The 26048-nt window shown below is 64.2% G+C and carries 23 protein-coding genes; 11 read left to right on the forward strand and 12 right to left on the reverse strand.

Going from position 1 to position 26048, the window contains the following annotated elements; translation table 11 throughout:
• Window positions 1-2 precede the first annotated feature (2 nt).
• A complete protein-coding gene (locus EN885_RS34645; protein ID WP_128335159.1) occupies window positions 3-8174 on the reverse strand; it encodes an autotransporter outer membrane beta-barrel domain-containing protein in 8172 nt (2723 codons plus the stop codon).
• A 320-nt stretch (window positions 8175-8494) separates the two neighbouring features.
• On the opposite strand from EN885_RS34645, the gene EN885_RS04015 reads away from it, so the two are divergent.
• Together EN885_RS04015 and EN885_RS04020 are read left to right on the forward strand one after the other, a co-directional pair.
• On the forward strand, window positions 8495-8908 hold the full coding sequence (locus tag EN885_RS04015; RefSeq protein ID WP_337124228.1) for a hypothetical protein: 414 nt from the start codon (window positions 8495-8497) through the stop codon (window positions 8906-8908).
• Window positions 8909-9041: 133 nt separating this feature from the next.
• Window positions 9042-9509 carry an NUDIX hydrolase gene (locus EN885_RS04020; protein ID WP_126104900.1) on the forward strand — a complete coding sequence of 156 codons (468 nt, stop codon included), beginning with the start codon at window positions 9042-9044 and terminating at the stop codon, window positions 9507-9509.
• 9 nt (window positions 9510-9518) lie between these two features.
• On the opposite strand, the gene EN885_RS04025 is transcribed toward EN885_RS04020, so the two are convergent.
• From EN885_RS04025 to EN885_RS04045, 5 genes are all read right to left on the reverse strand, one after another.
• The gene (locus EN885_RS04025) at window positions 9519-10370 is read right to left on the reverse strand and encodes a citryl-CoA lyase (protein WP_127205771.1); all 852 of its coding nucleotides are present in this window, start codon (window positions 10368-10370) and stop codon (window positions 9519-9521) included.
• A 13-nt stretch (window positions 10371-10383) separates the two neighbouring features.
• Window positions 10384-11568, reverse strand: coding sequence for a CoA transferase (locus EN885_RS04030; RefSeq protein WP_128244245.1), 1185 nt, complete (start codon window positions 11566-11568; stop codon window positions 10384-10386).
• A 15-nt stretch (window positions 11569-11583) separates the two neighbouring features.
• Entirely contained in the window at window positions 11584-13107 is a 1524-nt protein-coding gene (locus EN885_RS04035) for a tripartite tricarboxylate transporter permease (RefSeq protein WP_126104897.1), read from the reverse strand.
• Window positions 13108-13111: 4 nt separating this feature from the next.
• Window positions 13112-13648, reverse strand: a complete 537-nt coding sequence (locus EN885_RS04040) for a tripartite tricarboxylate transporter TctB family protein (RefSeq protein ID WP_126104896.1) — start codon at window positions 13646-13648, stop codon at window positions 13112-13114.
• 129 nt (window positions 13649-13777) lie between these two features.
• The gene (locus tag EN885_RS04045) at window positions 13778-14755 is read right to left on the reverse strand and encodes a tripartite tricarboxylate transporter substrate-binding protein (RefSeq protein ID WP_128244244.1); all 978 of its coding nucleotides are present in this window, start codon (window positions 14753-14755) and stop codon (window positions 13778-13780) included.
• A gap of 205 nt (window positions 14756-14960) precedes the next feature.
• Here EN885_RS04045 and EN885_RS04050 point away from each other — a divergent pair, with 205 nt between their 5' ends.
• On the forward strand, window positions 14961-15734 hold the full coding sequence (locus EN885_RS04050) for an IclR family transcriptional regulator (RefSeq protein ID WP_128244243.1): 774 nt from the start codon (window positions 14961-14963) through the stop codon (window positions 15732-15734).
• Window positions 15735-15764: 30 nt separating this feature from the next.
• Here the strand turns inward: EN885_RS04050 and EN885_RS04055 are convergent, their stop codons facing one another.
• Window positions 15765-16304, reverse strand: a complete 540-nt coding sequence (locus tag EN885_RS04055; protein WP_128244242.1) for a GNAT family N-acetyltransferase — start codon at window positions 16302-16304, stop codon at window positions 15765-15767.
• A 231-nt stretch (window positions 16305-16535) separates the two neighbouring features.
• On the opposite strand from EN885_RS04055, the gene EN885_RS04060 reads away from it, so the two are divergent.
• Complete coding sequence (locus EN885_RS04060) at window positions 16536-16991, forward strand: DUF2214 family protein (protein WP_095488419.1); 456 nt, start codon at window positions 16536-16538, stop codon at window positions 16989-16991.
• Here EN885_RS04060 and nth read toward each other — a convergent pair.
• Window positions 16985-17788: an endonuclease III gene (gene nth, locus EN885_RS04065; RefSeq protein WP_128244241.1), complete on the reverse strand. Its 804-nt coding sequence runs from the start codon at window positions 17786-17788 to the stop codon at window positions 16985-16987. The genes EN885_RS04060 and nth overlap by 7 nt on opposite strands.
• Window positions 17789-17810: 22 nt before the next feature.
• On the opposite strand from nth, the gene EN885_RS04070 reads away from it, so the two are divergent.
• Window positions 17811-18305, forward strand: a complete 495-nt coding sequence (locus EN885_RS04070) for a DUF2244 domain-containing protein (RefSeq protein WP_128244240.1) — start codon at window positions 17811-17813, stop codon at window positions 18303-18305.
• Here EN885_RS04070 and EN885_RS04075 read toward each other — a convergent pair.
• Window positions 18302-18439 (reverse strand): hypothetical protein, encoded by a 138-nt coding sequence (locus EN885_RS04075; RefSeq protein ID WP_245492996.1) that lies wholly within the window; start codon window positions 18437-18439, stop codon window positions 18302-18304. The genes EN885_RS04070 and EN885_RS04075 overlap by 4 nt on opposite strands.
• Before the next feature lie 112 nt (window positions 18440-18551).
• Between EN885_RS04075 and EN885_RS04080 the strand changes: the two genes are divergently transcribed.
• The 4 genes from EN885_RS04080 (at window position 18552) to EN885_RS04095 (ending at window position 22681) form a co-directional block, all read left to right on the forward strand.
• Window positions 18552-19430, forward strand: a complete 879-nt coding sequence (locus EN885_RS04080; RefSeq protein ID WP_095488413.1) for a methylated-DNA--[protein]-cysteine S-methyltransferase — start codon at window positions 18552-18554, stop codon at window positions 19428-19430.
• A gap of 159 nt (window positions 19431-19589) precedes the next feature.
• Window positions 19590-20498: a ribokinase gene (locus EN885_RS04085; RefSeq protein ID WP_095488411.1), complete on the forward strand. Its 909-nt coding sequence runs from the start codon at window positions 19590-19592 to the stop codon at window positions 20496-20498.
• Window positions 20499-20507: 9 nt separating this feature from the next.
• Window positions 20508-21956, forward strand: a complete 1449-nt coding sequence (locus tag EN885_RS04090; RefSeq protein ID WP_095488409.1) for an amidase — start codon at window positions 20508-20510, stop codon at window positions 21954-21956.
• A 110-nt stretch (window positions 21957-22066) separates the two neighbouring features.
• Window positions 22067-22681, forward strand: a complete 615-nt coding sequence (locus tag EN885_RS04095; protein ID WP_095488407.1) for a LysE family translocator — start codon at window positions 22067-22069, stop codon at window positions 22679-22681.
• Window positions 22682-22834: 153 nt separating this feature from the next.
• Here EN885_RS04095 and EN885_RS04100 read toward each other — a convergent pair whose 3' ends face one another.
• Window positions 22835-23776, reverse strand: a complete 942-nt coding sequence (locus EN885_RS04100) for a nucleoside hydrolase (protein WP_128244239.1) — start codon at window positions 23774-23776, stop codon at window positions 22835-22837.
• A gap of 143 nt (window positions 23777-23919) precedes the next feature.
• Here EN885_RS04100 and EN885_RS04105 point away from each other — a divergent pair, with 143 nt between their 5' ends.
• Both EN885_RS04105 and EN885_RS04110 read left to right on the forward strand, forming a co-directional pair.
• Complete coding sequence (locus tag EN885_RS04105) at window positions 23920-24345, forward strand: Hsp20 family protein (RefSeq protein ID WP_023797450.1); 426 nt, start codon at window positions 23920-23922, stop codon at window positions 24343-24345.
• A 63-nt stretch (window positions 24346-24408) separates the two neighbouring features.
• Window positions 24409-24666 carry a DUF1150 family protein gene (locus EN885_RS04110; protein ID WP_095488403.1) on the forward strand — a complete coding sequence of 86 codons (258 nt, stop codon included), beginning with the start codon at window positions 24409-24411 and terminating at the stop codon, window positions 24664-24666.
• Window positions 24667-24748: 82 nt separating this feature from the next.
• Here the strand turns inward: EN885_RS04110 and ptsN are convergent, their stop codons facing one another.
• Both ptsN and raiA read right to left on the reverse strand, forming a co-directional pair.
• Window positions 24749-25213, reverse strand: coding sequence for a PTS IIA-like nitrogen regulatory protein PtsN (ptsN, locus tag EN885_RS04115; RefSeq protein ID WP_095488401.1), 465 nt, complete (start codon window positions 25211-25213; stop codon window positions 24749-24751).
• A gap of 155 nt (window positions 25214-25368) precedes the next feature.
• Window positions 25369-25953 (reverse strand): ribosome-associated translation inhibitor RaiA, encoded by a 585-nt coding sequence (gene raiA / locus EN885_RS04120; RefSeq protein ID WP_095488399.1) that lies wholly within the window; start codon window positions 25951-25953, stop codon window positions 25369-25371.
• Window positions 25954-26048 lie beyond the last annotated feature (95 nt).

The following is a 26048-nucleotide window of genomic DNA, read 5'->3' on the forward strand; positions in this document are numbered from 1 at the left end:
AACTAGAAGCTGACCTTGAGGGACGCGCTGACCGCGTTCTGTTTTACTGTTTCCCCGAAGGCGCCATTGTACCTGACGGCCATGCCGACGCCGTTCACACCATTGAGTTCGAGGCCGGCGCCGACGCGATAGAGCGGCGAATCGACCTCCTGTGTCAAGTGCAGCGCCGGATTGCCGGGCAGATCTTCCGCGGCCGCGAATTGGCCCTCGATCTCCCACTTCTTGTTCGAGAACTCCACGCCTGCCTTTCCGTAGACGCGAAGGCTGGCGATGTCGCTAAGCGCGATGTCGGTGCCGAGCTCAAGGCCTGGCGTCGCGGAATAATAGGTGTTGGAACTGCCGTCGAAATTGAAGGCGGCAACCGAACCCTCTTCCTTGCCGGAGACGCGAAGCCAGCGTGCATCGAATTGCAAGGTCGGCTGCAGGTAGAACGCGCCCATCTGCTGGGTCACGCCGAACCGTGCCGAGCCGCCGAACTGGGCGGTCCTTTGCGTATAGGTGACGCTGTTGCCGATGCCCTCGAGCAGCAGTTCCGGCAGATAGACGCCTTCGAGCGTTTCGCCGGGAATATAGCCGACCTGGTCGACATGCGTGTCGCGTTGGCCGTCGAACATGCCGGTGCCGCCGCCAACGGCGAAGTCGACGAAATAGTTCTTGTTCTCGTATTTCGCCAACGCGTAGGCCTGCCAGGATTCACCCTGGGTGGTCGACAGCAGATCCTGGTTGAAATGGATCTCGGAATCGAACTCTGTCCGCCCGATCGTGCCGCCCAGCGACCAGTTCTGGTTGACCTCGCCAATGGCGCCGAACGACATCGTCTTCAACACATCGTCGCGGCTGGTCGTTCCCGCCCCGGCGTCCCGGCTGTAGTCGGCCTGCGGGCTGATCACGCCCCAGACGCAGCGCCCGTCGGGATTGCTGTATGCGGGAACGCCGGTGCATTCGCGCGCCGTTTCCAGCATGATGTCGGCCGAGCGGTTGACCATCTCGAACGCATGCACCGCGTAATGCGGCGTCAGTCGCGTCAGCGCTGCGCCGAGTGACGCCTCATCCGGCAGGAACCGCAGCATATTGATCAGCCGCGCCATCGGATTGTCCGGGCTCGACGACGCCTCGACATCGTCGAGATACTGCGCCATCTCGAACACGCCCGGGTCGTTGGTGCCGGAGTTGGGATCCTGCGCCAGTTCCAGGAAGGTCGGATTGTCGGCGTAGAGAACGAGATCGGTGCCGTCGTCCACCCTGGTCAGGAAATTGAAGCCGACCGCCGGATGCAAGGTCGTCGGCGTGATGCCGGAATCGACCATCGAGGAGCCCTTTGCCAGCAGATATTCGGTAAACAGCTTGTCGATCGACAGGAAGTTGAGCGGCGCCTCGCCGTTGAAGTCGCCGGCGCCGGTCAAGGCAAGGGCGTCGGTGATCTGATTGTTGAGATCGACGTCGGTGACTAAATCGCCGGTGGCCATTTGGGTGAAGCCGCCGGTCACATCAACTGTCTCCACGACCGCGATACCCTTGTTGGTCATCAGGCCGTCGTTGAGGAAGGTGCCGCCGCCGAGGTCGATGGTCTTGAGGCCGACCATCGAGGAATTGGCGAAGTTGTGGAAACCGTTTATGCCGCCGCCGAGATCGATATTGCCGATAACGCGGCCAAGCGTGCTGGCTGTCCTTTGATTGTTGACCAGATCGTTGCCCGAGGTGCCGGTGATCGACAACGGGCTGAAATCGTCCAGCAGCGATTTCAGGATCGCCTTCTTCGGGGCAACGGGTCCACCGGCCGCAAGCTCCTGGAGGTATTCGGCCAGGTCTGCCTCATTCTGGAAAGAAAAGGATCCCGTCAGCCCCATCGCAAAGGTCAGGCTGTTGTTGTTCAGCGTGTTGTTCTGACCGCCGACCAGCATCGCCGCCACGCCGGTGCCGCCGCCGCCTATGGCATACTGGCCTTTCAGGTCCAAGCTGATGTTGCCCTTCAATCCGCTGGCCGTGCTTTCGGCATAGGCCGCGACCGAGTCGGCACCCTGCGCGAACAAATTGCCCTCTGCGATCAAATCGACAGCGCCGGAATTGCCCTGTCCCGTGGCACTCTGCCCGAACAGCGCATAGGAACTCGCGCCCCTTACCCAGACCTGGCTCATCGCTGTCGCTTCGGCAGCCGCCGCGTCGCCGATGCCGCCTTGCGAACCGGCAGCCGACTGGCCCATGGCCAGCGAAGCCATGCCGCCGGCGCCGCCACCGCCGCCGACCGCTTGCGCGATTATGCCATGGGCGCGGTCGCCATCCGTTTCGATCTCACCGTCCTGGATGATGGTGACCTTGCCGCCCGTGCCTTTGGTGCCTCCGGGCGTGTTGAAGCCGATGGCGTTCGGACCGCCGCCATCGTCGTCGGCGCCGAAACGGCCAAAGCCGGCGCCACCGAAGCCGCCGCCGCCGCCGACCGATTGCGCGATGATGGCAATCGAATCCTTGCCCGTCGTCGTGATCGTGCCGGTGCGGATGACGGTGACGTCGCCACCATCGCCGCCATTGCCGCCGAGCCCGCCAATGGCGAGCGCATTCGAGCTCTTGCCCTTGGCGTCGCCGCCATAGCCGCCACCGCCGCCGACCGATTGCGCGACGACACCATGCGCGCGCTCACCATGGGTGATGATCGCACCGGAGATGGTGACGTCGACTTCGCCGCCATTGCCGCCATTGCCGCCGAAGCCGCCAAGTTGCAGCGCAATCGAGTTGTCTCCGGCCGTGTCTGCGGACACGGTGCCGCCATAGCCGCCGCCGCCGCCGATCGACTGCGCGAAGATACCGATCGCGCCGTCCTTAGTGGTTTCGATGATGCCGTCATTGTTGACGATGACATGGCCGCCATTAGCGCCGTCGCCGCTCGGCAGCGAAACCGCGCCGCCAATCGACATGTCGGCTGTCGAGGCGCTGGCCGCGGCGCCCGACGCGCCGCCGCCGCCGCCGACCGACTGGGCGAAGATGCCGTGCGACAGATAGCCGGTGGTCTGGATCAGGCCATGATTGTCGACCGTCACGTCGCCGCCGCGACTGCCTGCGCCGCCGATGCCGCCGATCGACAAATTGACCGCCACCGACTCGGCCTCGCCGGTTTCGGTCGAGCCGCTGCCGGCCGCACCGCCGCCACCGCCGATCGACTGCGCGAAGACGCCATAGGAATTGTCGCCCTGGGTGATGATGGTTCCGGTCGTATTGTTGATGACATGGACGAACTTGCCGATGCCGCCATTGCCGCCAAGGCCGCCAAGAGCCGCCGAAATGGAAACAGAGGCGTCGGCGGATGTCGAACCGGCCGCGCCGCCGACACCGCCACTGCCGCCGATCGACTGCGCCATGATGCCGTGCGAATTGGCCTTGTCCGTCAGGACGATACCGCTGTTGGTGACATGGACCTCACCACCATCGCCGCCGCCGGCGCCAAGACCGCCCATCGAGAACTTGACGTCCACGGTGCCGCCGTCGCTGCCCGTGCTCTTGCCGGCGCCGCCGGCGCCGCCGCCACCACCGATCGACTGCGCGAAAATGCCGATCGAATTTTCCTGCTTGGTCCAGATCAGGCCGCTGGCCTGGTTGATAACCTCGACCCGCTTGCCGTCGCCTGCGCTGCCGCCAAAGCCGGCTATCGCGCCGCCGATCGCGTATTCGGCTTTGGCACCGGCCGACGCAGAGCCGCCGACGCCGCCGCCGCCGCCGATGGAGCTGGCGCTGATGCCGTAGGAGAACGCGCCGTCGGTGATGATCCAGTTGCTGTTGGTGACCGACACTTCGCCGCCGTCGCCGGCCGTGCCACCCGGGAGAGACAGGGCCACGCCGATCGAAACGGTCGTCTCGCCGTTGTCGCCGGCACCACCACCGACGTCCTCGTCGGAAGCTGAAGCCGCGCCAGACGCGCCGCCGCCGCCGCCGACCGCCATCGCCATGATACCGGACGAACCGAAGCCCTGCGTGGTGATGAGGCCGGAATTGATGACGGTCACCTTTCTGGCTTCGCTGGCGCCGCCGCCATGTCCAGCCAAGCCCATATTCACGTTGACGCTGGTCTGGCTGCTGCCGCCGATATTGTAGGACTTGGCGGTGCTGGAGCCGCCAATGCCGCCGCCGCCGCCGATCGACTGGGCGATGATGCCCGACGAGAAGGCGCCGGTCGTGGTCAGCGTGCCCGAATTGATGACGTCGACTGTGTTGCCGTAGCTGCCGGCACAAACTTGGGCGGACCCGCCAGTGCTGGTGCCGCCATTGCCGCCGCCGCCACCGATCGACTGCGCAACGATCGCGCTGCTGGAATCGCCACTAGTCGTTACCGACATCGCATTGGTCACATGGACGTCACCGGCGAAATCGCCATTGCCGCCGCCGCCGCCGATATTGACGGTGGCGCTGACCGTCACATTGTTGCCGTAGCCGCCAGCGCCACCGAACGTATCACCGGCGTTGCCGCCACCACCGCCGATCGACTGAGCCATGATCCCAACGGCCTGGAAGCCCTGGGTTTCGATCCTGCCGCCGCCGGCAAGCCCGGTCTCGACCCGGACCGTCTTGCCCTCGCCACCGCCGCCACCGCCGCCGCCCACGCCGACGCCGAGATTGACCGCCACGCCGTTGCTGACGGCACCCGCAATCGAGGTCGTGCGGCCACCATTGCCACCGCCGCCGCCGATCGATTGCGCCACGATGCCGCCCGAACCCGTGGCATCGGTAAGTGAAATGAGGTTGCCGTCCGCCTTAAGCGTGACAGCGCCGCCAGAGCCGCCATTGCCACCGCCGCCGCCGACGCTGACCGCTACGGCGGCGGATGCATAGAGACCGGCACTGAACGCGCCGGAGAACGCTTTGCCGCCATTGCCGCCGCCGCCGCCGATTGCCTGTGCTAAAATAGCCTTGGATTCCGCGCCGCTGACCGTGATGTCGCCGGCATGCGTGACGTTGACCGCCATCGCGTCCCTGCCAACGCCGCCGTCGCCGCCGACCGCCACGCCGACGCCGACAAAGGCGCCGACGGACACCGCTCCAGCGCTGCCGCCATTGCCACCGCCACCGCCGACTGACTGGGCGAGAATGCCGTGCGACAGGTCGCCTGTGGTGGTGATCCTGGCGTTGCTGATGACTTCGACCTCGCCGCCATTACCGCCGCCGCCGCCATGGCCGCCGACACCAATCGCGGTGAACAGGCCGCCTGCCCCGGCAAAACCGCCGTCGCCGCCGCCGCCGCCGATCGACTGCGCCAGCAAGCCAACCGAGAGGTCGTCTGCGGTGGAAAGTTCTCCCGTGTTGCGAACTGTGACCTTCTGGCTCGAGCCGCCGGCAGCGCCGGCACCGCCGATGGCCAGCGACGGACCACCAATGGCGATCGAGAAGCCACCCGATCCACCGCCGCCGCCGACCGACTGCGCCAGGATCGCATGCGACTGCACGCCCTCGGTGGCGATCCTGGCGCCATTGGTCACATCGACCGTCTTGCCGCCGCCGCCGCCCGCGCCCTTGCCGGCTATGCTGACATTAAGGGCAAAGCTGCCGGCGACACTGCCGCCGCCAGTGCCGCCGCCACCGCCGACCGACTGGGCGATGATGCCGGTCGAACGGTCCTCGATCGTGTGGATGGAGCCGCTGTCGACAGTGACCCTGACCGTGCCGGCTTCGCCGGCCGCGCCGCCCTGGCCGCCTACGCCGACCGCCGCGCCCGCCGACAGATTGAAGGAAAAGCCGCCATTGCCGCCGCCGCCGCCGATCGACTGCACGACAAGGCCTGCCGAATCGGCCTGATGAGTGGTGATCGTGGTTGTCGCGGATCTGTATTCCGCAGCATTGGCATCGCCACCGCCGGCGCCATTGCCGCCGATGCCGACTGTGAGGCCGAGGCCGACGCCGATGACGCCGCCGCCATTACCGCCACCACCACCGATCGACTGCACGATGATGCCGGCCGAGCGCTGCTCCCACGTTTCCACGGACCCATTATAGGTCGCGTCGACCGCGAGGCCCCGGCCTGCCGCACCGGCGCCGCCGCCGATGCCCAGATTGGCGATGGCGCCAAACGTTCCGACAAATCCGCCATTGCCGCCGCCGCCGCCCACCGACTGCACGATCAGGCCGGCGGAATCGGTGCCATGCGTGATGATCGATTGGCCGCCGCCAGCAGTGCGGAAGAACACCTGGCCGCCGTCACCGCCCCCACTGCCCTTGCCGCCGACTCCGACACTCACCCCCAGGCTGCCTGCAACGACGAAGCCGCCATTGCCGCCACCGCCGCCAAGCGATTGCGCGATGATACCGGCCGAACGTGCCTGGCTGGTTTCGACCGTGCCGCCGGTCGTCATATCGACTTTCTTGCCGATGCCGCCCGCGCCTGCGTTGCCACCCACGCCGACCGCAACGACGCCCGCGCCACCTAGGGCAAATCCGCCATTGCCGCCGCCGCCGCCGACCGATTGCACCAGGATGCCGATAGAATCGGCGCCGCTTGTCGTGACATGCGAATTGCCGATGTTGTAGTTGACCTCGTCGCCGTCGCCCGCGGCGCTGCCGCTGCCGCCGATCGAAACCGAAGCGATGCCCCCGGCGGCGAAGCTGCCGCCGCCATTGCCGCCGCCGCCGCCGATGGATTGAGCGAGGATACCGATAGCCGAACTGCCATGCGTGCTGACTATCGCGCCGGCGCCAGCCTGATTGACGTTGACGACGCCGCCATTGCCGCCGGTGCCGCCGCCGCCGCCGATGGCAACCGCCGCGATCGGGCCAGCCGACAGCGCGAAGCCGCCATTGCCGCCGCCACCGCCGACAGACTGGGCGAGCACGCCATGCGCGCCGTCGCCGCTGCCATCGAAGCCGGTGATTATCTCGCCGCCGACATTGGCGGTCACCGTTCCCGCAGTGCCGCCACCAGCGCCAATGCCGCCAACAGACACGATGCCGGCCGCGCCACCGCCGTCACCGCCACCACCCCCGATCGATTCCACCAACATGCCGATCGCACCAATGCCGTTGGTCGTGATCCTGTTGGTATTGGTCGCCGTGGCGTTTCCACCGTTGTTGCCATCGGCGCCGGCTCCACCGCCGCCGAACAGACCGAAAGCACCGCCGCCACTGCCGCCGGCGCCGCCGACGGATTGCACGACCAGGCCGGAGGCGAAGTCGCCATGGGTCGTTATCTCACCGGAATTTTCACCCGAAGCATTGCCGCCGCTGGTGGGTGAGCCGCCATTGCTGCCGGATCCGACAAAAATCGAAGACGATTGATTTCCGTCGCCGCCGCGGCCACCGGCGGAGCGGACAATCATGCCATATGAAAATCGACCGCCTGTGGTGATCTGCCCGGCGTTGCTGCCGTTCGCGGTGCCGGCACTGCCGCCATTGCCGCCTTCGCCGGCATTTGCATAACCGGCGGAGACGGCGTTACCACCAGTGCCGCCATTGCCACCGCTGGCGTCTACGATGATGCCGAACGAGTTTTCACCGGTCGTTTCGATGATGCTCGAGGCTGTGGCGGTTGCACTGGCGTTGCCGCCGGCGCCGCCATGGCCAGCGTCACCTTCATCCGCGAAAACGAGACCGCCGCTTCCGCCGCCATCACCGCCCTGACCGCCGGTGGCTGTCGCAACCATGCCGTGATGAAAATTGCCCTCCGTGAACAGGCTAGCGGTGTTGGTGGCACTGGCGCTTCCGGCGTTGCCGCCATTGCCGCCCTCGCCACCATTGCCTACGAGCAACAGAAAGCCGTATCCGCCATTGCCGCCATTACCGCCGTCCGCCGTGACATCATAGGCGCTAACATGGGGCAGAGCCGGCGCAGGCACGCTCTGGTCGGTGTTGTTGACATGCACTGCGTTGCCGCCCGCGCCGCCATTGCCGCCGTCGCCGTCATAGCCGCTGCCGTTGCCTCCCGTGCCTCCATTTTGATTGATGAGGACTTGCGCATGAACGACATCTGTCGAAACGGGAAGGAGCCCTGCCAAGGCCGTGGCGCCGAGCAGCAGCGCCAGGCGATTTGGCAGAATGGCCCGGCCGGGCAAAATGCGCCGGTTCTCGCCGCGCGCGGCTTCCGGCGCGGGTCCGGCTTTCTTGCTCGATCTGATAACGACAGGGCGTTCCGTCGAAACGGCCTTATTGCCGATGACGGTCCGCCGCACGGAATCCGACACGGAGAGGCTTGAGAACAAAGCCATGCACTACCCCCTAGAGTGCGACGTTCCCAATCCCTACTTGGATCCGCCGCTGCCGCCACATCTACTCAGGCAGTAAAAAATGCTGGATATTCGTAATAGAACTCAACGCATTAAGGCCAGCGCTCCCAATTCGTTGTGAAGCGCTGGCTTGATTAGAATACATTAACTTCTGCCCAATGGAATTCGAATTGTTGAACTTGCGCTTGATGGAATCGAAGTGTTGCGTGAAGGACACTGGCCAAAACGTCTGACGTTTCATAGTCGTCATATGACGGCAATGCTTCAATCGGCCTGCCGAAATATTAGAGATTACGAATATAATGTCCTGGCGGCAGGCGCATCGATTCCACTACGATCGGGGCCTTGGCGATGGCATCGCCACGCAGACATCCTATATTAGGAGGGTGTCTCCTCCGCGCGGGAATGAACGGATGTCGCAGTCTCGTCTTTCAACGATTTTCACGTCGGCATTGCTGGCAACAGCGATCTTGCCGGGCGCAAGTCCGGCCGCCTTGGCACAGGTCCTCAACCCCGCCGACCGCAACGCGCTGGTCCGGCAAAACGAATTGCAGGTGCTCGAGAACAGGCTGCGGCGCCAGCAATATCAGCAGCAGCAACAGCAGTTCCGTGCCCAGGATCGCGAGGTCGCGCCGCAACGGCCAGATGTGCAGCAGATGCAGCCTACGTGCCAGTTGCGACGGTCGGGCAGCCGCTTTATCAGCACCTGCCGCTGATGAGCCGGTACTTTTCATTTATTTAGCCGACTTATAGCCTTGAACACCGCTCTACTTGAAGTAGCATCGAAGGCGGTTTTGATTTCGCAACGTGCCTTTGTGCTTGGGCACTGCCCTGATTGGATCGTCGGGAATGGCAGCCACCAAGAAGAAGGCCGTACGCAAGGCAAGGAAGGGGGAGCGGGTCCGTCAGGTCGCGGCTATTCCTTTTCGGCTGAGCGAACACGGGGACGTTGAGGTGATGCTGGTCACCTCGATATCGACAAGGCGCTTTATCGTGCCCAAGGGCTGGCCGATGAAGGGCAAGAGTGGGCGCAAGGCAGCCACCATCGAAGCGCAGGAGGAAGCCGGCGTCCTCGGCAAGACGCTGAAGCAGCCGGCCGGCACCTATTCCTACTGGAAGCGGCTGACAAACCGCTTCGTTCGCGTCGACGTCACCGTCTATCTGCTGGCGGTGACCGAGGAGCTGCCCAACTGGCAGGAAGCCAACAGACGGCAGCGAGCATGGCTGACGCCGGAAGACGCAGCAGTGCTTATCGACGAGCCCGACCTTTCAACGCTGCTGAAGAACTTGAAGGTTCCCCAACCTGCGCCCGCTTGAACCGGGGCCTCATTTGGAATCGTCGTCTCCCTGAGGGAAAGGCCGGACCGGCGTGCCGGCATAGGCCCACAACCATTCGCGCGGCAGCGGCCCCTTGTTGCGGTCGCTCTGCTGCGACTGCTCCCACGCATGCGCCAGAATGCCGACCGAGCGCGACAGCACGAAAAGGCCGCGCGTCAGCGGCGGCGGAAAGCCGAGCTCGCCATAGATGACGGCGGTGGCGCCGTCGATGTTGAGCGGGATTTTCTTGCCCTTGCGCCGCGCGACCTCGGCCTCAACAGCCTCGGCGATGTCGGCGAAACGTCCGCTGATGATGCCGCGCGCGGCAAAATCTCGGGTCAACTCGATGAGGCGCGGCGCCCGCGGATCGACCGGATGGAAGCGATGGCCGAGCCCCGGCACATAGGATTTTTCCTCGGCAAAGAAGCGATCGAGCCGCGCCGTGACAGCGTCGGCAAGCGTCATGCCTCCGTCCAGTGCCGCGGCGATGTCGCCGTAGAAGGCAAGCGCCTGCTCGCCAGCGCCGCCATGCACGTCGCCAAGGACGTTGATGGCTGAGGCCATGGCGCTATTGATGCCGACGCCGCAGGTAGCCGCCATCCGGGCAATGGCGATCGACGGCGCCTGCGGCCCGTGATCGACGGCAGCACCGAGCGCGATGCCGAGCAGCGCCGCCTGCTCCTCACCAGGCAGTTCGCCGCGCAGCATCAGCCAGATCATCGCCGGAAAGCTGACGCGGCCGATCAGATCCTGGATCTCGTAGCCGCGCAGCCGAATCACGCCGGGGCGCATTTCGATGATTTCGGTCTGCCACCATTCCTCGCCGCGCTCGCGGCCGGTTTTTTTCCCAACGTTGCTCATGGTCTCGCGTCGCTCATGCCCGCGCTCTCGTTTTTGCCCGGGGCGGCAAGCCGGCAAACACCTCGTCCGTATGCTCGCCCAGCGTTGGCGGCGGCTTGGTCGGCAAGGGTGCTGTGCCATCGACCATGAACCCGCCGCGCACGACGGTCAGCGGCCGGTCGATGTTCGGCATGCCATCGAAACGGGTGGTCATGTCGCGCCCGATCACTTGCTGCTCCGCCAGCACCTGCGGGATCGTCAGCACCCTGCCCGCCGGCACGCCTTCGCGATTGAGCGTCTCCTCCCAGGCCGCGGCCGAGCCGCTCGCCAGGGCATCCTCGATCAGCGCCTTCAAGGCGATGCGGTTGCGCTTGCGCGTCTCGCGCTCGGCAAAGCGCGGGTCCGACGCCAGATCGGGCAGCCCGATCAGCCGGCAGAGCGCCACGAATTGCTCCTGCTTGTTGGCAGCGATGTTGAGCAAGCCATCGCCGGTGCGAAACGTTCCAGAAGGTGCCGCCGTCATGTTCTCATTGCCCATCGGCTGCGGCTCGACATCAGCCGTCAGATAGTTGGAGACCGGCCAGCCCAGTGCGGAAAGCGTGCATTCGAGCATCGACACGTCGAGAAAAGCGCCTTCGCCTGTCGTCTTCTGCTTCACAAGTGCAGCAGTGATGGCAAAGGCACCAACCAGCCCGCCCAACGTGTCGGCAACGGGATAGCCGACACGCAGCGGCGCGGTCTCCGGCGTGCCGGTGATACTCATGATGCCGGACAGTCCCTGTATGATCTGGTCGTAGGCCGGATTGTCGCGCATCGGCCCGGTCTGTCCAAAACCCGAAATCGCGCAATATACCAGTCTGGGGCGGACCTCTTTCAGCTTCTTGTAGCCAAGCCCCAGCCGGTCCATCACGCCGGGGCGGAAATTCTCGACCAGAGCGTCGGCGGAGGCGACCAGATCGAGGAAGCGTTCGCGATCGGCCTCTTTTTTGAGATCAAGCACCACCGATCGTTTGCCCGCGTTCTGCGCCAGGAACGAAGCGCCCATTCCGGCACTGTTGAGCTCCGGCGAGCCGCCGAGCTGGCGCGCCAGATCGCCGCCTTGCGGCGCCTCGACCTTGATCACGTCCGCCCCGAGCAGCGCGAGCTGATAGGCGCAGTAAGGACCTGCCAGAACATTGGTCAGGTCGAGGACGCGGACACCGGACAGCAGATCGGTCATGATGTCACAAACAGGTCAGGCATCGCCCGGCACATGCTCCGGCCCACGCGTGCGCCTGCGCTCGACGTAGGCCCAGATATGCGGCCCAATCAGCCCGATGAACGCCAGCGTCAGCAGTGTCAGCGACAGCGGATGCTTGTAGAACACCGACCAGTCGCCATTCGAGATGGTCATCGCCCGGCGGAACTGCGCTTCGGCGAGCGGCCAGAGGATCATGCCGATGATGACCGGCGCCGTCGGGAAATCGAAGCGCCGCATCAGGAATCCGGCCCCGCCGAGCAGATAGAGGATGACGAGGTCGGTCGGCGACTGAGAAATGCCGTAGGTGCCAACCGTGGCGAACACCAGGATGCCGGCATAGAGCTGCGGCGCCGGGATTTTCAGCAGCCGCACCCACAGACCGATCAGCGGCAGGTTGAGGATGACGAGGATGACATTGGCGATGAACAGGCTGGCGATCAGCCCCCAGACCAGATTGGCCTGCGTCATGAACAGCATCGGCCCGGGATTGATGCCATAGCTCTGGAAGGCCGACAGCATGATCGCGGCCGTCGCCGAGGTCGGCAGGCCGAGCGTCAGCATCGGCACCAGCACGCCGGCAGCCGATGCGTTGTTGGCGGCTTCCGGTCCGGCAACGCCTTCGATGGCGCCGACCGTGCCGAACTCCTCCTTGTGTTTGGAGAGCTTCTTCTCGATCGCATAGGACAGGAACGTCGGGATCTCGGCGCCGCCGGCCGGCAGGGCGCCGATCGGGAAGCCGAGCAGGGTGCCGCGCAGCCAAGCCTTCCACGAGCGTGCCCATTCGGCGGCGGTCATGTAGAGCGATCCCCTCAGCGGCACGATCTCGTCCTTGCCGGCATAGCGGCGCGAGGCCATGTAGAGCGTCTCGCCGACCGCAAAGAGGCCGACGGCGACGACGATCACGTCGACGCCGTCGAGCAACTGGCTCATGCCGAAGGTGAAGCGCGGCTGGCCGGTCTGCAGGTCGACGCCGACTAGGCCGATGACGAAGCCGACGAACAGGCTCGTGAGGCCACGCACCGACGACGAGCCGAGCACCGCCGAAACCGTGATGAACGCCAGCACCATCAGCGAAAAATATTCGGCCGGGCCGAAAGACAGCGCGAATTTGACCACGACCGGGGCCAGGAAGGCGACGCCCAGCGTGCCGAGCGTGCCGGCGACGAAGGAGCCGATCGCCGAGGTGGCAAGCGCCGCGCCGCCGCGGCCGGAACGGGCCATCCTGTTGCCTTCCAGCGCGGTGACGATGGTAGCACTTTCGCCCGGCGTGTTGAGCAGGATCGATGTCGTCGAACCGCCATACATGGCGCCGTAATAGATGCCGGCAAACAGGATGAAGGACGCTTCCGGCGCCACCTGATAGGTGATCGGCAAAAGCAGGGCGATGGTCAGCGCCGGTCCGAGGCCGGGCAGCACGCCGATCGCGGTCCCCAGCGTCGTGCCGAGCAGGCACCACATGAGATTGACCGGCGTAAAAGCGACCGAAAATCCATGCGCGAGATGGCCAAGCGTTTCCATGGCGTCACGCCCTCAACAAACGGATAGCCGAATCGAGAACCGTGTTCAGCTGGTTCTCGATGAAGCCGGCGCCGATATTGACGCCGAGAGCCCTGGCGAAGCCGAAATAGGCGGCAAGCGCCAGGATAAGGCCGAGCATCACATCACGCAGCGGATGTCTGCTGCCGAACCCATGGCAGATGAGAACGAACATGATCACCGAGGCCGCGGTAAAGCCAAGCGGCTGGATCAGCACAAGGTTCGCGACCAGCCCGACGGCGACGATGCCCATCGCCTTCCAGTCGGTCGGCGTTTCCTTTTCTTCGTCCGGTTGCCAGCCGCCCCGCAGGGCGGCGACGATCAGCAAGAGGGAGAGGATCGTCATGCCAACCATGGTGATGTAGGGAAAGACGGTCGGGCCGACCTTGGAGTAGAGCGGCGACACAGGAATCGATAGCGTCTGCCAGGCTACCGCGCCGGCGCAAGCGAGAAGCCCGATGCCGATCAGCAATTCGGGCGCGGCAAGGCGCGGCCGCGCCGCCTGCTGGTCGCTGGTGCTCATGATCGTCCTCCCTGGATAGCCGGTCTCCCACAGCCGACCTCACCGCAGTTTCACCCGCGCTGGATCGTATGTCCATGCGGCTGGCGAACATCGGAAAGGGGCGACGCAGGCCACCCCCTTCCGAGGGTATCAGGCAAGGCCGAGGTCCTTGAGGATGGCCGCGATCCTGGTCGTGTCTTCGGCGAGAAATTTCGCATAGTCGTCGCCGGTGAGCAGGATTTGCGTCCAGTTGCGGTTCTTGCATTCGGTGGCCCAGGCATCGCTTTTGGCCATGGTCTCGACCAGCGTGATCATCGCCGCCTTGTCGGCGTCGGAAACGCCCGGCGGTGCGAAGACGCCGCGCCAGTTGAACAGTTCGACATCGATGCCGGCTTCCTTCAGCGTCGGTGCGTCGATGCCTTCCTGTGGCTTGTCCGCGGAAATGGCGAGCAGCCGAAGCGCGCCTGCCTTGACCTGTTCGGAGAACTCACCATAGCCGGAGATACCGGCCGCGACCTGGTTGCCGAGAAGCGCCGACAGCGCCTCGCCGCCGCCGGCGAACGGCACATAGGAGAGGTTGGCTGCCGGAACACCGGCCGTCTTCGCGATAAGGCCGAACAATATGTGGTCCGAGCCGCCGGCCGAACCGCCAGCCACCGGGACCTTGGTCGGATCGGCTTTGAGGGCGGCGACGAAATCCGCTGCTGTCTTGAACGGCGAGGCCGCCGGCACCACAAGCGCCTCGAACTCGCCGGTGAGGCGGGCGATCGGCGTGACTTCGGTGAGATTGTTGGCCGATTTGTTGGCGATGATGGCGCCAACCATGACCATGCCGGCAACCATCAGCGAATTGCCCTTGCCGTTCCACTGGCTGATGAACTGCGGAAGGCCGACCGTGCCGCCGGCGCCGCCGACATTGGTGATCTGCGAACCGGAGATCAGCTTCTCACTGCGCAGCACCTGGTCCATCGTGCGCGCCGTCTGATCCCAGCCGCCGCCGGGCGCTGCCGGCACAAATATCTGGATCTGCGGTGCATCCTGCGCGAAAACGGGCGAGAGATGCAACGCCGCGAAACCGGCGGCGCCGGCAGCTGCGGTGCTCATTAAAAATCTGCGTCTGTTCAGCATGGGGATTCCTCCAATCACGACACCTCCTCCGGTGCCTGCCAGCAACGTAGCCTGAATTCAGACCCGCTCGACAAAAATTCATGCAGTCTTTGCCTAGTTCTGTCAACAGGAACGACGTTCTACTAGACAGAACTGATTGCGTGCGGCACAGTTGCTCCGATCGGCCCCTTCTGTCCAACGGGAACGGAACGACGTGGTCAAGCAGATGACCGTAACACAATCCAAGCCTGCCTCGACCGCTGGCGTTGCCGCGCTCGATCGTGCGATTGCCATCCTCGATGCTTTCGCCACCGCCGACCGGTCGCTCAGCCTAGCCGAAATCGCGGCGCGGACAGGCCTCTATAAGAGCACCATCCTGAGGTTGGCGAAATCGTTGCTGCGCGGGCAGTTGTTGGAGCGTCTCGACGACGGCCGCTACCGCGTCGGCCCTGCCGCCTTCCGGCTGGGCGCCCTATACCAGCGTTCGGTCGTGGCGATCGACATCCTGCTGCCGATCATGCGTGATCTGGCTGAGCGAAGCTGGGAAAGCGTCGCTTTCTATGTCCGCTCGGGCGACGTGCGGACCTGTCTCTACCGCGTCGAGTCCAAGCATCCCATCCGCTACACCATACGGGAGGGCGACGTGCTGCCCTTGCTGGCCGGTTCGGGCGGCCGTGTCCTTGCCGCGTTTTCCGGTCAGCAGGACGAGCCTTACGAGACGATCCGCAAGACCTACCACTGTTTGTCGGTCGGCGATCGCGACCCCGAGACGGCGGGCGTCTCGGCACCGGTGTTCGGGCCAGGGCATACCTTGCTCGGTGCATTGACGCTTTCCGGCCCGAGCACGCGCGTCGATGCGGCCTTTCTCCAGCGCATGAAAAAACCTTTGCTCGAGGCGGCCGCGCGCGCCACCCGCGCTTTCGGCGAAGACGCCTCGATGCTCGAACAGGCGGCCCGCAAGGCCGAAGCGGAGGGCTCAGAAAGCCTCGATTCTGCCTGATCAGAACCACAGGATGATAGGCAGCAACCCTCACGGCCGCCGTTCGAGCAGGATCGTCGCATTGTCGTGATAGGTGGTCCGCAAAACTTCCCTGTAGCCGCATTTTGCGGCGACGTTCAGCGAACCGGTGTTTTCCGGATCGATGATGCAGACGGTCCTTGCGCGCCGGAATGCTTCATCGCCCCAGGCGAGAACCCGTCCGACGACTTCGCTGGCGAACCCTTGGCCATGTGCGCTCGAAGCCAGCGCCCAGCCGGCCTCCGGAACGCCTTCGATCGACGGCACGATATCGCGCTTCAGATCGTGAAAGCCGGCCTCGCCGATGAAGCGGCCGGTCGCCTTGTCCTCGATCGCCCAGAAGCCGTAGCCCAGCAGCGACCACAGGCCGGCATGACGCAGGAAGCGCATCCAGCTTTCCTCCCGCGTGCGCGGCTTGCCGCCGATGAAGCGGGTGACGGCCGGATCGGCCCACATGGCGACATAGGCCTCGAAATCATCGAGCCGGTGCGGCCGCAGCACGGTGCGCGGGGTTTCAATGACGGGAGCGACGAGCGCCTGTAGATTACCCATGTGTCATGCCTTCGGTTGCGGTTGCCTGTGTGCTTAGTGCATGTCGCCCAAGACTGCTCGGCGGTTTTGGGGACAGCGACATGCGACAGAGATCCAAATCGCCTGCACCAAACAAGAGCCAAAGCCTGTGCAGATCATCTTCCAGCCCAATGTGAATCCTGCCCAGCGGTGCTACTTTTCACCAGCAGCCGATTCAGCGTCCGCTGTGCCATCCGACGGAGGGAAAAGGGCATGGATACCACCGACCTTCTGCTTGCCATCTTTCATCATCTGCTGGTGTTTTCACTGGCGGGCATCATCGGCGCCGAATTTGTCCTGATCCGCGGCGATCTGCCCGCAGCGACGCTCCGGCGGCTTGTCGGCATCGATCGCCACTATGGCATCATCGCCATGCTGATCATCATCGTCGGCATCGCCCGCGTCATCTACGGCCTGAAGGGTTGGGAGTTTTACGTCTACAACTGGGTGTTCTGGGCAAAGATGGCGACCTTCGTCATCGTCGGCCTGTTGTCGATCGTCCCGACGGTCCGCTTCGGCTCCTGGAGCAGGCAGGCCTCGGCCAGCCCCGGCTTCCAGGTGCCTGCTGCGCAACTTGCATCCGTTCGAACTTATGTCCGCGCCGAAGCGTTCATCTTCCTGCTGATCCCGGTCTTCGCGGCGGCGATGGCGCGCGGCTACGGCTACTGAATTTCGCCTACCGGTTCGAGTGGGGCGATCTCGACCAGCGGCGCCGGCACATCGGTCGTCTTTTCCTCGGCCTTGCAGATGTCGGCGATGACACAGACCGGACAATCCGGCTTGCGCGCCTTGCAGACATAGCGGCCATGCAGGATCAGCCAGTGATGCGCGTGGCGCATGTATTCGTCCGGAATGATCCTCAACAGCCCCTGCTCGACCTGTTCCGGCGTCTTGCCGGGCGCCAGCCCGAGCCGGTTGCCGATGCGCAGGATATGCGTATCCACCGCCATCGTATGCTGGCCGAAGGCCATGTTGAGCACGACGTTGGCGGTCTTGCGGCCGACGCCCGGCAGCTTGACCAGTTGGTCGCGGTCGTCAGGCACCTCGCCGTGATGGTCGCGGATCAGCGCTTCCGACAGCGCAATGACGTTCTTCGCCTTGTTGCGCCAAAGCCCAATGGTGCGGATATAATCGCCGACCTTGGCCTCGCCGAGCGCCAGCATCTTTTGCGGCGTGTCGGCGACCTTGAACAGCGCCCGCGTCGCCTTGTTGACGCCGACATCGGTCGCCTGTGCCGAAAGCACCACTGCCACCAGCAGCGTGAAGGCGTTGATATGTTCGAGCTCGCCCTTCGGCTCGGGCCGCTGAACGGAAAAACGTCGGAAAATCTCGTGCACCTCGGCCGGGCTGTAGAGCGAATGGGACCGCACCGGCCGGGCACGCGGCTTGGCAGTTGGGCCGTCGCGTCGGCCGCGGGGCAGGTCGTTTTTGGGTGTGGAGGAATTTTTGGACTTGGGGTTCGTCATCCCCTTCCTATAATATCCCGCCATGAGCGACACAAACGCCTCATTTCAGGCCGACGAGCCATTCTTCCAGGCGTTGCTGATACCGCATCGGTCGCTCGGCAAAACCGGCTTTGCCATCCTGATGGGCGCTCTGCTGTTCGGCTCGTTGGTCACCGGAGCGTTTTTCCTGTCGCGCGGCGCCTGGCCGGTGTTCGGCTTCCTCGGTCTCGACGTCATCGCCGTCTACATCGCCTTTCGCGCCAATTATCGTGCCGCCCGCGCCTGCGAGGAGGTTTCGGTCTCGCGCACCAGACTCGACATCCGAAAGACGGCGCCGTCAGGTAAATCGGAAGCGCATCGCTTCAATCCGTTCTGGGCGCGTTTTTCGGTCGCCCGGCACGCCGAGATCGGCATCACCAGAATGGCGGTGGAAGCACAAGGCCAGAATGTGCCGATCGGCGGCTTCCTCAATCCCGACGACCGAGAGAGCTTTGCGTCAGCCTTTTCGCGCGCCCTGGCGACCGCCAAGGCGCGCTAGATGCGGCGAACCGCCTCGTCCGCGAAATGATCTTTCAGCAGTGATTGAGGCAACCGGCTCTCCAACGCCTTGCCATACACGGTAATCAGCAGCGTCTCCTTCTCCTTGGTGAGATGCACCTTTTCGCCAGCCATCATCGGCTCCTTTCCCGAAGCCAACTCTATCTGGGGATGTGCGGAAAGAAGGCAAGTTTCGGGTGGTGATCGGCGCCGCGAAGGACGATATTCGCGTCAAGGAGACAGTCCTATGAACGCACAGACCGCTATTCTGAAGAAAGACATCACGCCCGAAGGCGGTGACTACGAAGTTGTTCGGCGCGCGATCGAGAAGATCAGCCTTGACTACCGTGACCAGCCGTCGCTCGAAATACTGGCCGAGGAGGTTGGCGAGACGCCGACCGGGCTGCAGAAGCTGTTCACCCGCTGGGCCGGCCTGTCGCCCAAGGCCTTCTTGCAGGCCGTCACGCTCGACCACGCGCGCAAACTGCTCGATTCCGGCATGCCGCTGCTCGAAGCTTCTTTCGAGGTCGGCATGTCAGGTCCCGGACGGTTGCACGACCTTTTCGTCACCCACGAGGCGATGTCGCCGGGCGACTACAAGACGCGCGGCGCCGGGCTGACGATCCGCTACGGCTATCATATCTCGCCATTCGGCATCGCCCTGATCATGGTCACCGACCGCGGGCTTGCCGGCCTCGCCTTCAACGATGCCGGCGGCGAGCGTGCGGCCTTCGCCGACATGTCCAGCCGCTGGCCGAACGCAAACTATGTCGAGGACATGGCTGCGACGGCGCCCTATGCCGCGCGCGTCTTCGATCCGGCGCTGTGGCGCGCCGACCAGCCGCTGCGCGTCGTCATGATCGGCACCGACTTCCAGGTTCGCGTCTGGGAAGCCCTGCTGCGCATCCCGATGGGCAAGGCCTGCACCTATTCCTCGATCGCCGCCCGCATCGGCGCACCGAGCGCCAGCCGGGCGGTGGGTGCCGCGGTCGGTGCCAATCCGATGTCGTTCGTGGTGCCGTGCCACCGGGCTCTCGGCAAGTCCGGCGCGCTCACCGGCTACCACTGGGGCCTGACCCGCAAACGCGCCATCCTTGGCTGGGAAGCGGGACAGGTCGCGCCTTGAAATAGTTCACGGCCTCGTGCGCTGATACCCAAACAGACCTTGCGACACCGGCGAGACGCTTTCGCCGGTGTTTTTCGTTAACCCGCGAAATGACTGCCCGCTCTGGAAAGCAGCTGTCTTCCGGGCTAGCTTCCCGCGCAGTCAGCAGGGAGGCACCACTTGATAATCGTTGTCGGCTCGATCAACCTCGACCTTATCGCCAATGTCGACCGCTTGCCCGCACCGGGTGAGACGGTTCGGGGCTCCGGCTTCACCACCGCACCTGGCGGCAAGGGCGCCAACCAGGCGCTGGCCGCCGCACGCGCCGGCGCCAAGGTGCGCATGGTCGGCGCCGTCGGCAAGGACAACTTCGCCACTGAAGCGCTGGCGCTGCTGCGGGACGGCAAGATCGACCTGTCTGGTGTCGGTGAAACATTCGCCTCGACCGGCACGGCATTGATCATGGTCGCCGACGACGGCGAGAACGTCATTGCCGTGGTGCCGGGCGCCAATGATTCGGTCGTGACGGGCGATCTTTCCAAGGCTTTCATGAAAAAGGGCGATGTCGTGCTCTTGCAGCAGGAGATCCCGCTGCACACCGTCGATGCCGCACTGGACGCGGCACGGGCGGCAGGCGCGATCACCGTGCTCAACACGGCACCCTTCCGTGCAGAGGCGACCGCCTTCCTCGGCAAGGCCGACTATGTCGTCGCCAACGAAACCGAATTCGATCTCTATGGCGAGGCGCTGTCGCTGAGCGGTCGCGATCGCCCGGCGCGGATGCGCGATTACGCCGGGAAGACCGGCCGCACAATCGTCGTCACGCTCGGCGGTGACGGCGTTCTGGCTGCCACGCCAGCCGATCTTCTGATGGTTCCGGCGCTGAAGATCACTCCGGTCGACACGGTCGGCGCCGGCGACACGTTTTGCGGCTATTTCGCCGCCGGCCTGTCGTCCGGCCTGCTGCTCGAACAGGCGCTCGCCCGTGCTGCAGCCGCTGGTTCGCTCGCTTGCCTGAAGCCCGGCGCCCAGCCGTCGATCCCGCAGGCGAAGGAAGTCGACGCGGCGCTACAAAAATCCGCCAGCTAGGTGAGAGCCATGCGTCCTGCCACAAAACACGCCGTGCCGCCTGCCGGCGATATCTGCCGCCTGTCCGCCGTGGACCTTGCCGGCGCGATCCGGCGCCGTCAGCTTTCCGTCCGCGAGGTGGTGACGGCATTCCTCGACCGGATCGACGCAGTGAATCCGCTGGTCAACGCCATCGTCTCGCTGCGCGACCGTGCCGACATCTTGCGCGAGGCCGATCAGGCAGACGCCCATCTGGCGCATGCAGGGCATTCCGGCCCCCTGTTCGGCCTGCCAATCGCCATCAAGGATCTCGCGCAGACCAAGGGCCTCAGGACCAGCTTCGGCTCGCCGATCTTCGCCGATTTCGTGCCGCAAGAGGATGATTTCTTCGTCGAACGCGTCCGCAAGGCCGGCGCCATCATCATTGGCAAGACCAATGTTCCCGAATTCGGGCTTGGCTCCAACACTTACAACGCCGTGTTCGGCCCGACGCTCAACGCTTTCGACCCAGCCTTGACCGCCGGCGGTTCGAGCGGCGGCGCGGCGGTCGCGCTGGCGCTCGACATGGTGCCTGTCGCCGACGGCAGCGACTTTGGCGGCTCGCTGCGCAACCCGGCCGCCTACAACAATGTCTTTGGCTTTCGCCCGTCGCAAGGACTGGTCCCGGCGGGCCCGGACCTCGACGTCTTTCACGCACAGATGGGCGTCGAAGGGCCGATGGGCCGCAGCGTGCGCGACATGGCGCTGCTGCTAGACGAGCAGGCCGGCTACGACCCTCGCGCGCCGCTCTCACATCACAAGCACGGCTCGTTCCTCGAAGGGCTGCAAACGGCGGCGGCCGGCGGCCGCATCGCCTGGTTCGGCGATCTTGGCGGCCATCTGCCGGTTGAACCCGGCATCCTTGATCTTTGCGAGGCCGCTCTCGGCCGCTTCGCCAACATATCCTTTCAGACCGAAGCGCTGGTGCCGGATTTCGACTTCGAAGCGCTATGGCAGGCCTTTGTGACGCTGCGCCAGGCGAGCAGCGGTTGTGCGCTCAAGGCGCATTACGACGATCCCTTGAAACGCAGTCTTCTGAAGCCGGAGGCCGTGTGGGAGGTGGAACATGCGCTGCGCCTCACGGCGCCGCAGATCCACGCTGCCACGGTGAGGCGCTCGTCGTGGCACAAAACCCTGCTGTCGCTCTTCGACCGCTTCGACCTCATTGCGCTGCCGACCGCGCAGGTCTTCCCCTTCGAAGTCTCCACCCACTGGCCGACACAAGTGGCCGGGCGTGCCATGGACAGCTATCACCGCTGGATGCAGGTTTCAGCGCTCGCCACGCTGGGCGGCTGCCCTGCGGTCAACGTACCGGCGGGCTTCGATGCCAGAGGCAGGCCGATGGGCATGCAATTGATCGGGCGGCCGCGCGGCGACATGGCCGTGCTGAGAGCAGCGGCGGCCTACGAGGTGACGCTGCCGTGGCCGGCCGGAGCCTAAATCCAGGTCAAGGCTGCCAGCGACATATGCTGCCGGCTTGCACCGTCGTTGCTGTCATGCATTGATCACGGTCGGCCGCGTCGCAAAGCCGTATATTGTCGAGGAAAACCATGTCGCTGGAACTCTACGCTACCTATGTCGTTGCCTGCATCGTCATTGTCCTGGTGCCCGGACCGACGGTCACGCTGATCATCGCCAACAGCATCCGCCATGGCTCCCGCGCCGGCCTCGCCAACGTCGCCGGCACACAGGCCGGGCTGGCCATCATGATCGCCATTGTCGGCATCGGATTGACCTCATTGATCGCGGGCATGGGCCATTGGTTCGAGTGGGTCAGGCTGATCGGCGCCGCCTATCTGATCTGGATGGGCGTGCAGATGTTCCGCTCGAAGGGCAAGCTGAACGCCGACGGATCGGCGAAGACGCCGCGCGGCGGCTTCTTCCTGCAGGGCCTGCTGGTAGCGATCAGCAATCCCAAGACGCTGGTGTTCTTCGGCGCCTTCTTTCCGCAGTTCATCGCCCCTGAAGGCAACTACACATTGCAGATCGTCGTCATGGGTCTCACCGCCCTGATCTTCGCCGCCGTGTCGGATTCGACCTTCGCGCTCGCCGCCGGCCGCGCCGGACGCCTGTTGTCGGCCGGCCGCGTCAAGCTGCTGTCGCGGATCAGCGGCAGTTTCCTGGTTGGCGGCGGGTTGTGGCTGGCGTTTTCAAAGGCGAAGTGAGAGCCCTTCCCTCGCCCCGTTTACGGGGAGAGGGTGGTCGCGCAGCGACCGGGTGAGGGGCAGCTCCAAGGTTGCAAGCAAAAATACCGACGGGTGCGCCGCCCCTCATCCCCCTGCCGGGACTTCTCCCCGTGAACGGGGAGAAGGAGGCTTTCACAGCCGCCCCAGCCTTTCCAGCAGCAGCGCGAAAAACGCATCATGGTCGATGTCCCGCATCACCATGGCGTTCTTCGGCCGCTTGGTCACGCCCCACCAGTCGATCACGGTCATGCCCATGGTGAGCTCGGAGGCGGTTTCCACGGTGACGTTGCAGTCGCGGCCCCCGAACAGTTCCGGCTTCAACAGATAGGCAATGACGCAAGGGTCGTGCAGCGGGCCGCCATCGGTGCCGTACTTCTCCTCATCGAAGCGCTCGAAGAATTCCAGCATCTCCGCCGTGGCCGTGCCGACCCTGGTGCCGAGCTTGCGGAAGGCCTGGGTGCGCTTGGCCGTGGTCAGCGCCTTATGGGTAGCGTCGAGCGGCATCATGACGATCGGGATGCCTGATTTGAACACGACATCGGCGGCATGGGGGTCGACATAGATGTTGAATTCGGCGGTCGGGGTGACATTGCCGCCTTCGAAGAAGCCGCCGCCCATCAGCACGATTTCCTTGATGCGCGGCGCGATCTTCGGCTCGCGGATCAGCGCCAGCGCGATGTTGGTGAGCGGTCCGAGCGCGCAGAGCGTGATCGTGCCGCTCTCTTCCTTCATCAGCGTCTCGACGATGAAATCGACCGCATACTGGTCCTGCAGCTTCATTGTCGGCTCGGGCAATTGCGGTCCGTTGAGGCCGGTCTCGCCATGCACCTCCTCGGCGGTGACCAGTTCGCGCGCCAGCGGCCGGATGGCGCCCGCATAGACCTTGATGTCAGGCCTGCGGGCCAGTTCGCAGATCTTGCGTGCATTCTTTTCGGTGAGCCTCAGCGGCACGTTGCCGGCAACGGCGGTCATACCGACGATCTCCAGCTCGGCGCTGCCGAGTGCCAGCAATATGGCGACGGCGTCATCCTGGCCGGGATCCGTGTCGATGATGATCTTGCGGGATTGGGGCATTTCAATTCCTTGTTTGGGGAGTCTTTTTGGGCGGGGCTTTCGACGGCTTGAACTTGACCGCGGGGCGGACCATATCAAGACCATCGGGAAAAATGCCATCCGGGTTTTTCCGCTTTATGTCGCTCTTGAGAGGACAGTGTAACATGAGCCGAATGACGCCTTTCTCCAGCCCGCTTCTTCTGGGTTTCGACGCCATGGAAAAGACCCTGGAACGTCTGGCGAAGTCAGGTGACAGCTACCCTCCCTATAACATCGAGCGCCTCAGCGGTGCCGACGGCAAGGCCGAAAGGCTGCGTATCACGCTCGCTGTCGCCGGTTTCGCTGAAAACGATCTCGATGTGACCACGGAGGAAAACCAGTTGGTCGTGCGCGGCCGTCAGAACGACGATACCGAGCGCGAATTTCTTCATCGCGGCATTGCCGCGCGCCAGTTCCAGCGCTGTTTCGTGCTGGCCGACGGCATGCGGGTGATCGCGGCGGAGCTGAAGAACGGCCTTTTGTCGATCGATCTCGATCGGCCCGAGTCCGAACGGCTGGTACGGAAAATAAACATATCGGTGAAAGACTGACTTTTGCCGATGGCTCTCATGCGAGGCGGCCTTGAGTGGCGTCCTCGCGCCAAGGAGGCTTAAATGACCAGAACTGACGAAAATCTCATCATGACCAGCGGCGAATTCGCTCATCTCGGCGAAGGCACGGTCGCCTATCTCAGGAAAGTGTCGAGCGACGATCTGCGCGGCCGTTTCCCGGGCCTCGGCGAAATCGCGCCCGGCCTGGAACTGTGGGCCCTGTTTGCCGCCAATGGCCAGCCGATCCTGCTTTCGGACGCTCGCGACCGGGCGCTGGCCGGCGCCCTGGAAAACGACCTGACCCCCGTCGCCATCCACTAAATTAACAATACGGCACAGCGATCTGGTTGGAACGGACAGGGCCGCCCACGGCGGCCCTTCAACGGATCTGATCAAAAAAAGCTCAGGCCGCGTGCGAGGCCTGTGTATCCGATAAAAGCGCGTGGATCGCTGCGGCGTCGCGGGTGCCCCTGATCTTGGCCACCGTGTCGGCGTCGCGCAGCACCCGCGCGATACGCGACAGCGCCTTGAGGTGATCGGCGCCGGCGCCTTCGGGCGCCAAAAGCAGGAACACCAGATCGACCGGCTGGTCGTCCAGCGCCTCGAAATCGACCGGCGTCTCCAGCCGGGCGAAAACGCCGGCGATCCGCTTCACCCCGGCCAGCTTGCCATGCGGAATGGCGATGCCGTTGCCGACACCGGTCGAGCCCAGCCGTTCACGCTGCAGGATGGTGTCGAACACCTCCCGTTCCGGAATGCCGGAAATCGCCGCCGCCCTTTCGGACAGCATTTGCAGCAGTTGCTTCTTGGAGTTCGCCTTCAACGCCGGCAAAATCGCCGGAACGTTGATAAGATCGCTCAGATCCATACTTGAAATCCCTTGTTCGCCTGCCGTCGCCAGTCCTCACTCTCGCGTGCGGCTGGTTCCTTATCCCAGTGCGGCCTGGGTCGTCATCTCTGTGCGACCTTGGGTCGTCATCTTTGTGCGACCCTGGGTCGTCATCTCTGTGCGACCCTGGGTCGTCATCCCTGCGCGACTTTGGTCGTAGATGGGTCGATCCAGCCGATATTTCCGTCCGGCCGACGATAGACGATATTGAGATGCTCGTTTCCGGCATTGCGAAAGACGAGGACCGGGGTGTCCTTGGTGTCGAGCTCGATCACGGCTGACGCCACCGACATGGTCCGCAGCGTCATGGTTGATTCGGCAACGATGGCTGGCGCGAAATTCTCCGGTATTTCCTCATCATCGTCGGCAAGCGGCGCCATCACCGTATAGGCGATGTCGGTGAGCTCGCCATTGGCATTGCCTAAATTATGTGACTTCAGCCGACGCTTGTAGCGCCGAAGGCGGGTTTCAAGGCGATCCGCCGAGGCCTCGAAAGCGAGCGTCGGGTCCTGGGCTTCACCGGTCGCCTGCAGCGAAGCGCCGGAATCCAGCCGGATCATGCAATCGGCCGTGTAGCGCGATCCCGATTTGACGACTACGATTTGACCTGAAAAGCCCCGATCGAAATATTTCCCGATCACTTCCCCGACACGGTCGTTGATGCGCGTACGGAACGCATCGCCGATATCCATGTGTTTTCCTGATATGCGCAGTGTCATCTGAAAACTGACCTTCCTTGCTCAGGCTTCAAACTGTCCCGAGTTTATACCCGTGATCTGTGCGCACAAGCTTTGCGGCGTCACTTGCGCCGATT

The organism is Mesorhizobium sp. M6A.T.Cr.TU.014.01.1.1 (assembly GCF_004022765.1).
Taxonomy (GTDB): Bacteria; Pseudomonadota; Alphaproteobacteria; order Rhizobiales; family Rhizobiaceae; genus Mesorhizobium; species Mesorhizobium mediterraneum.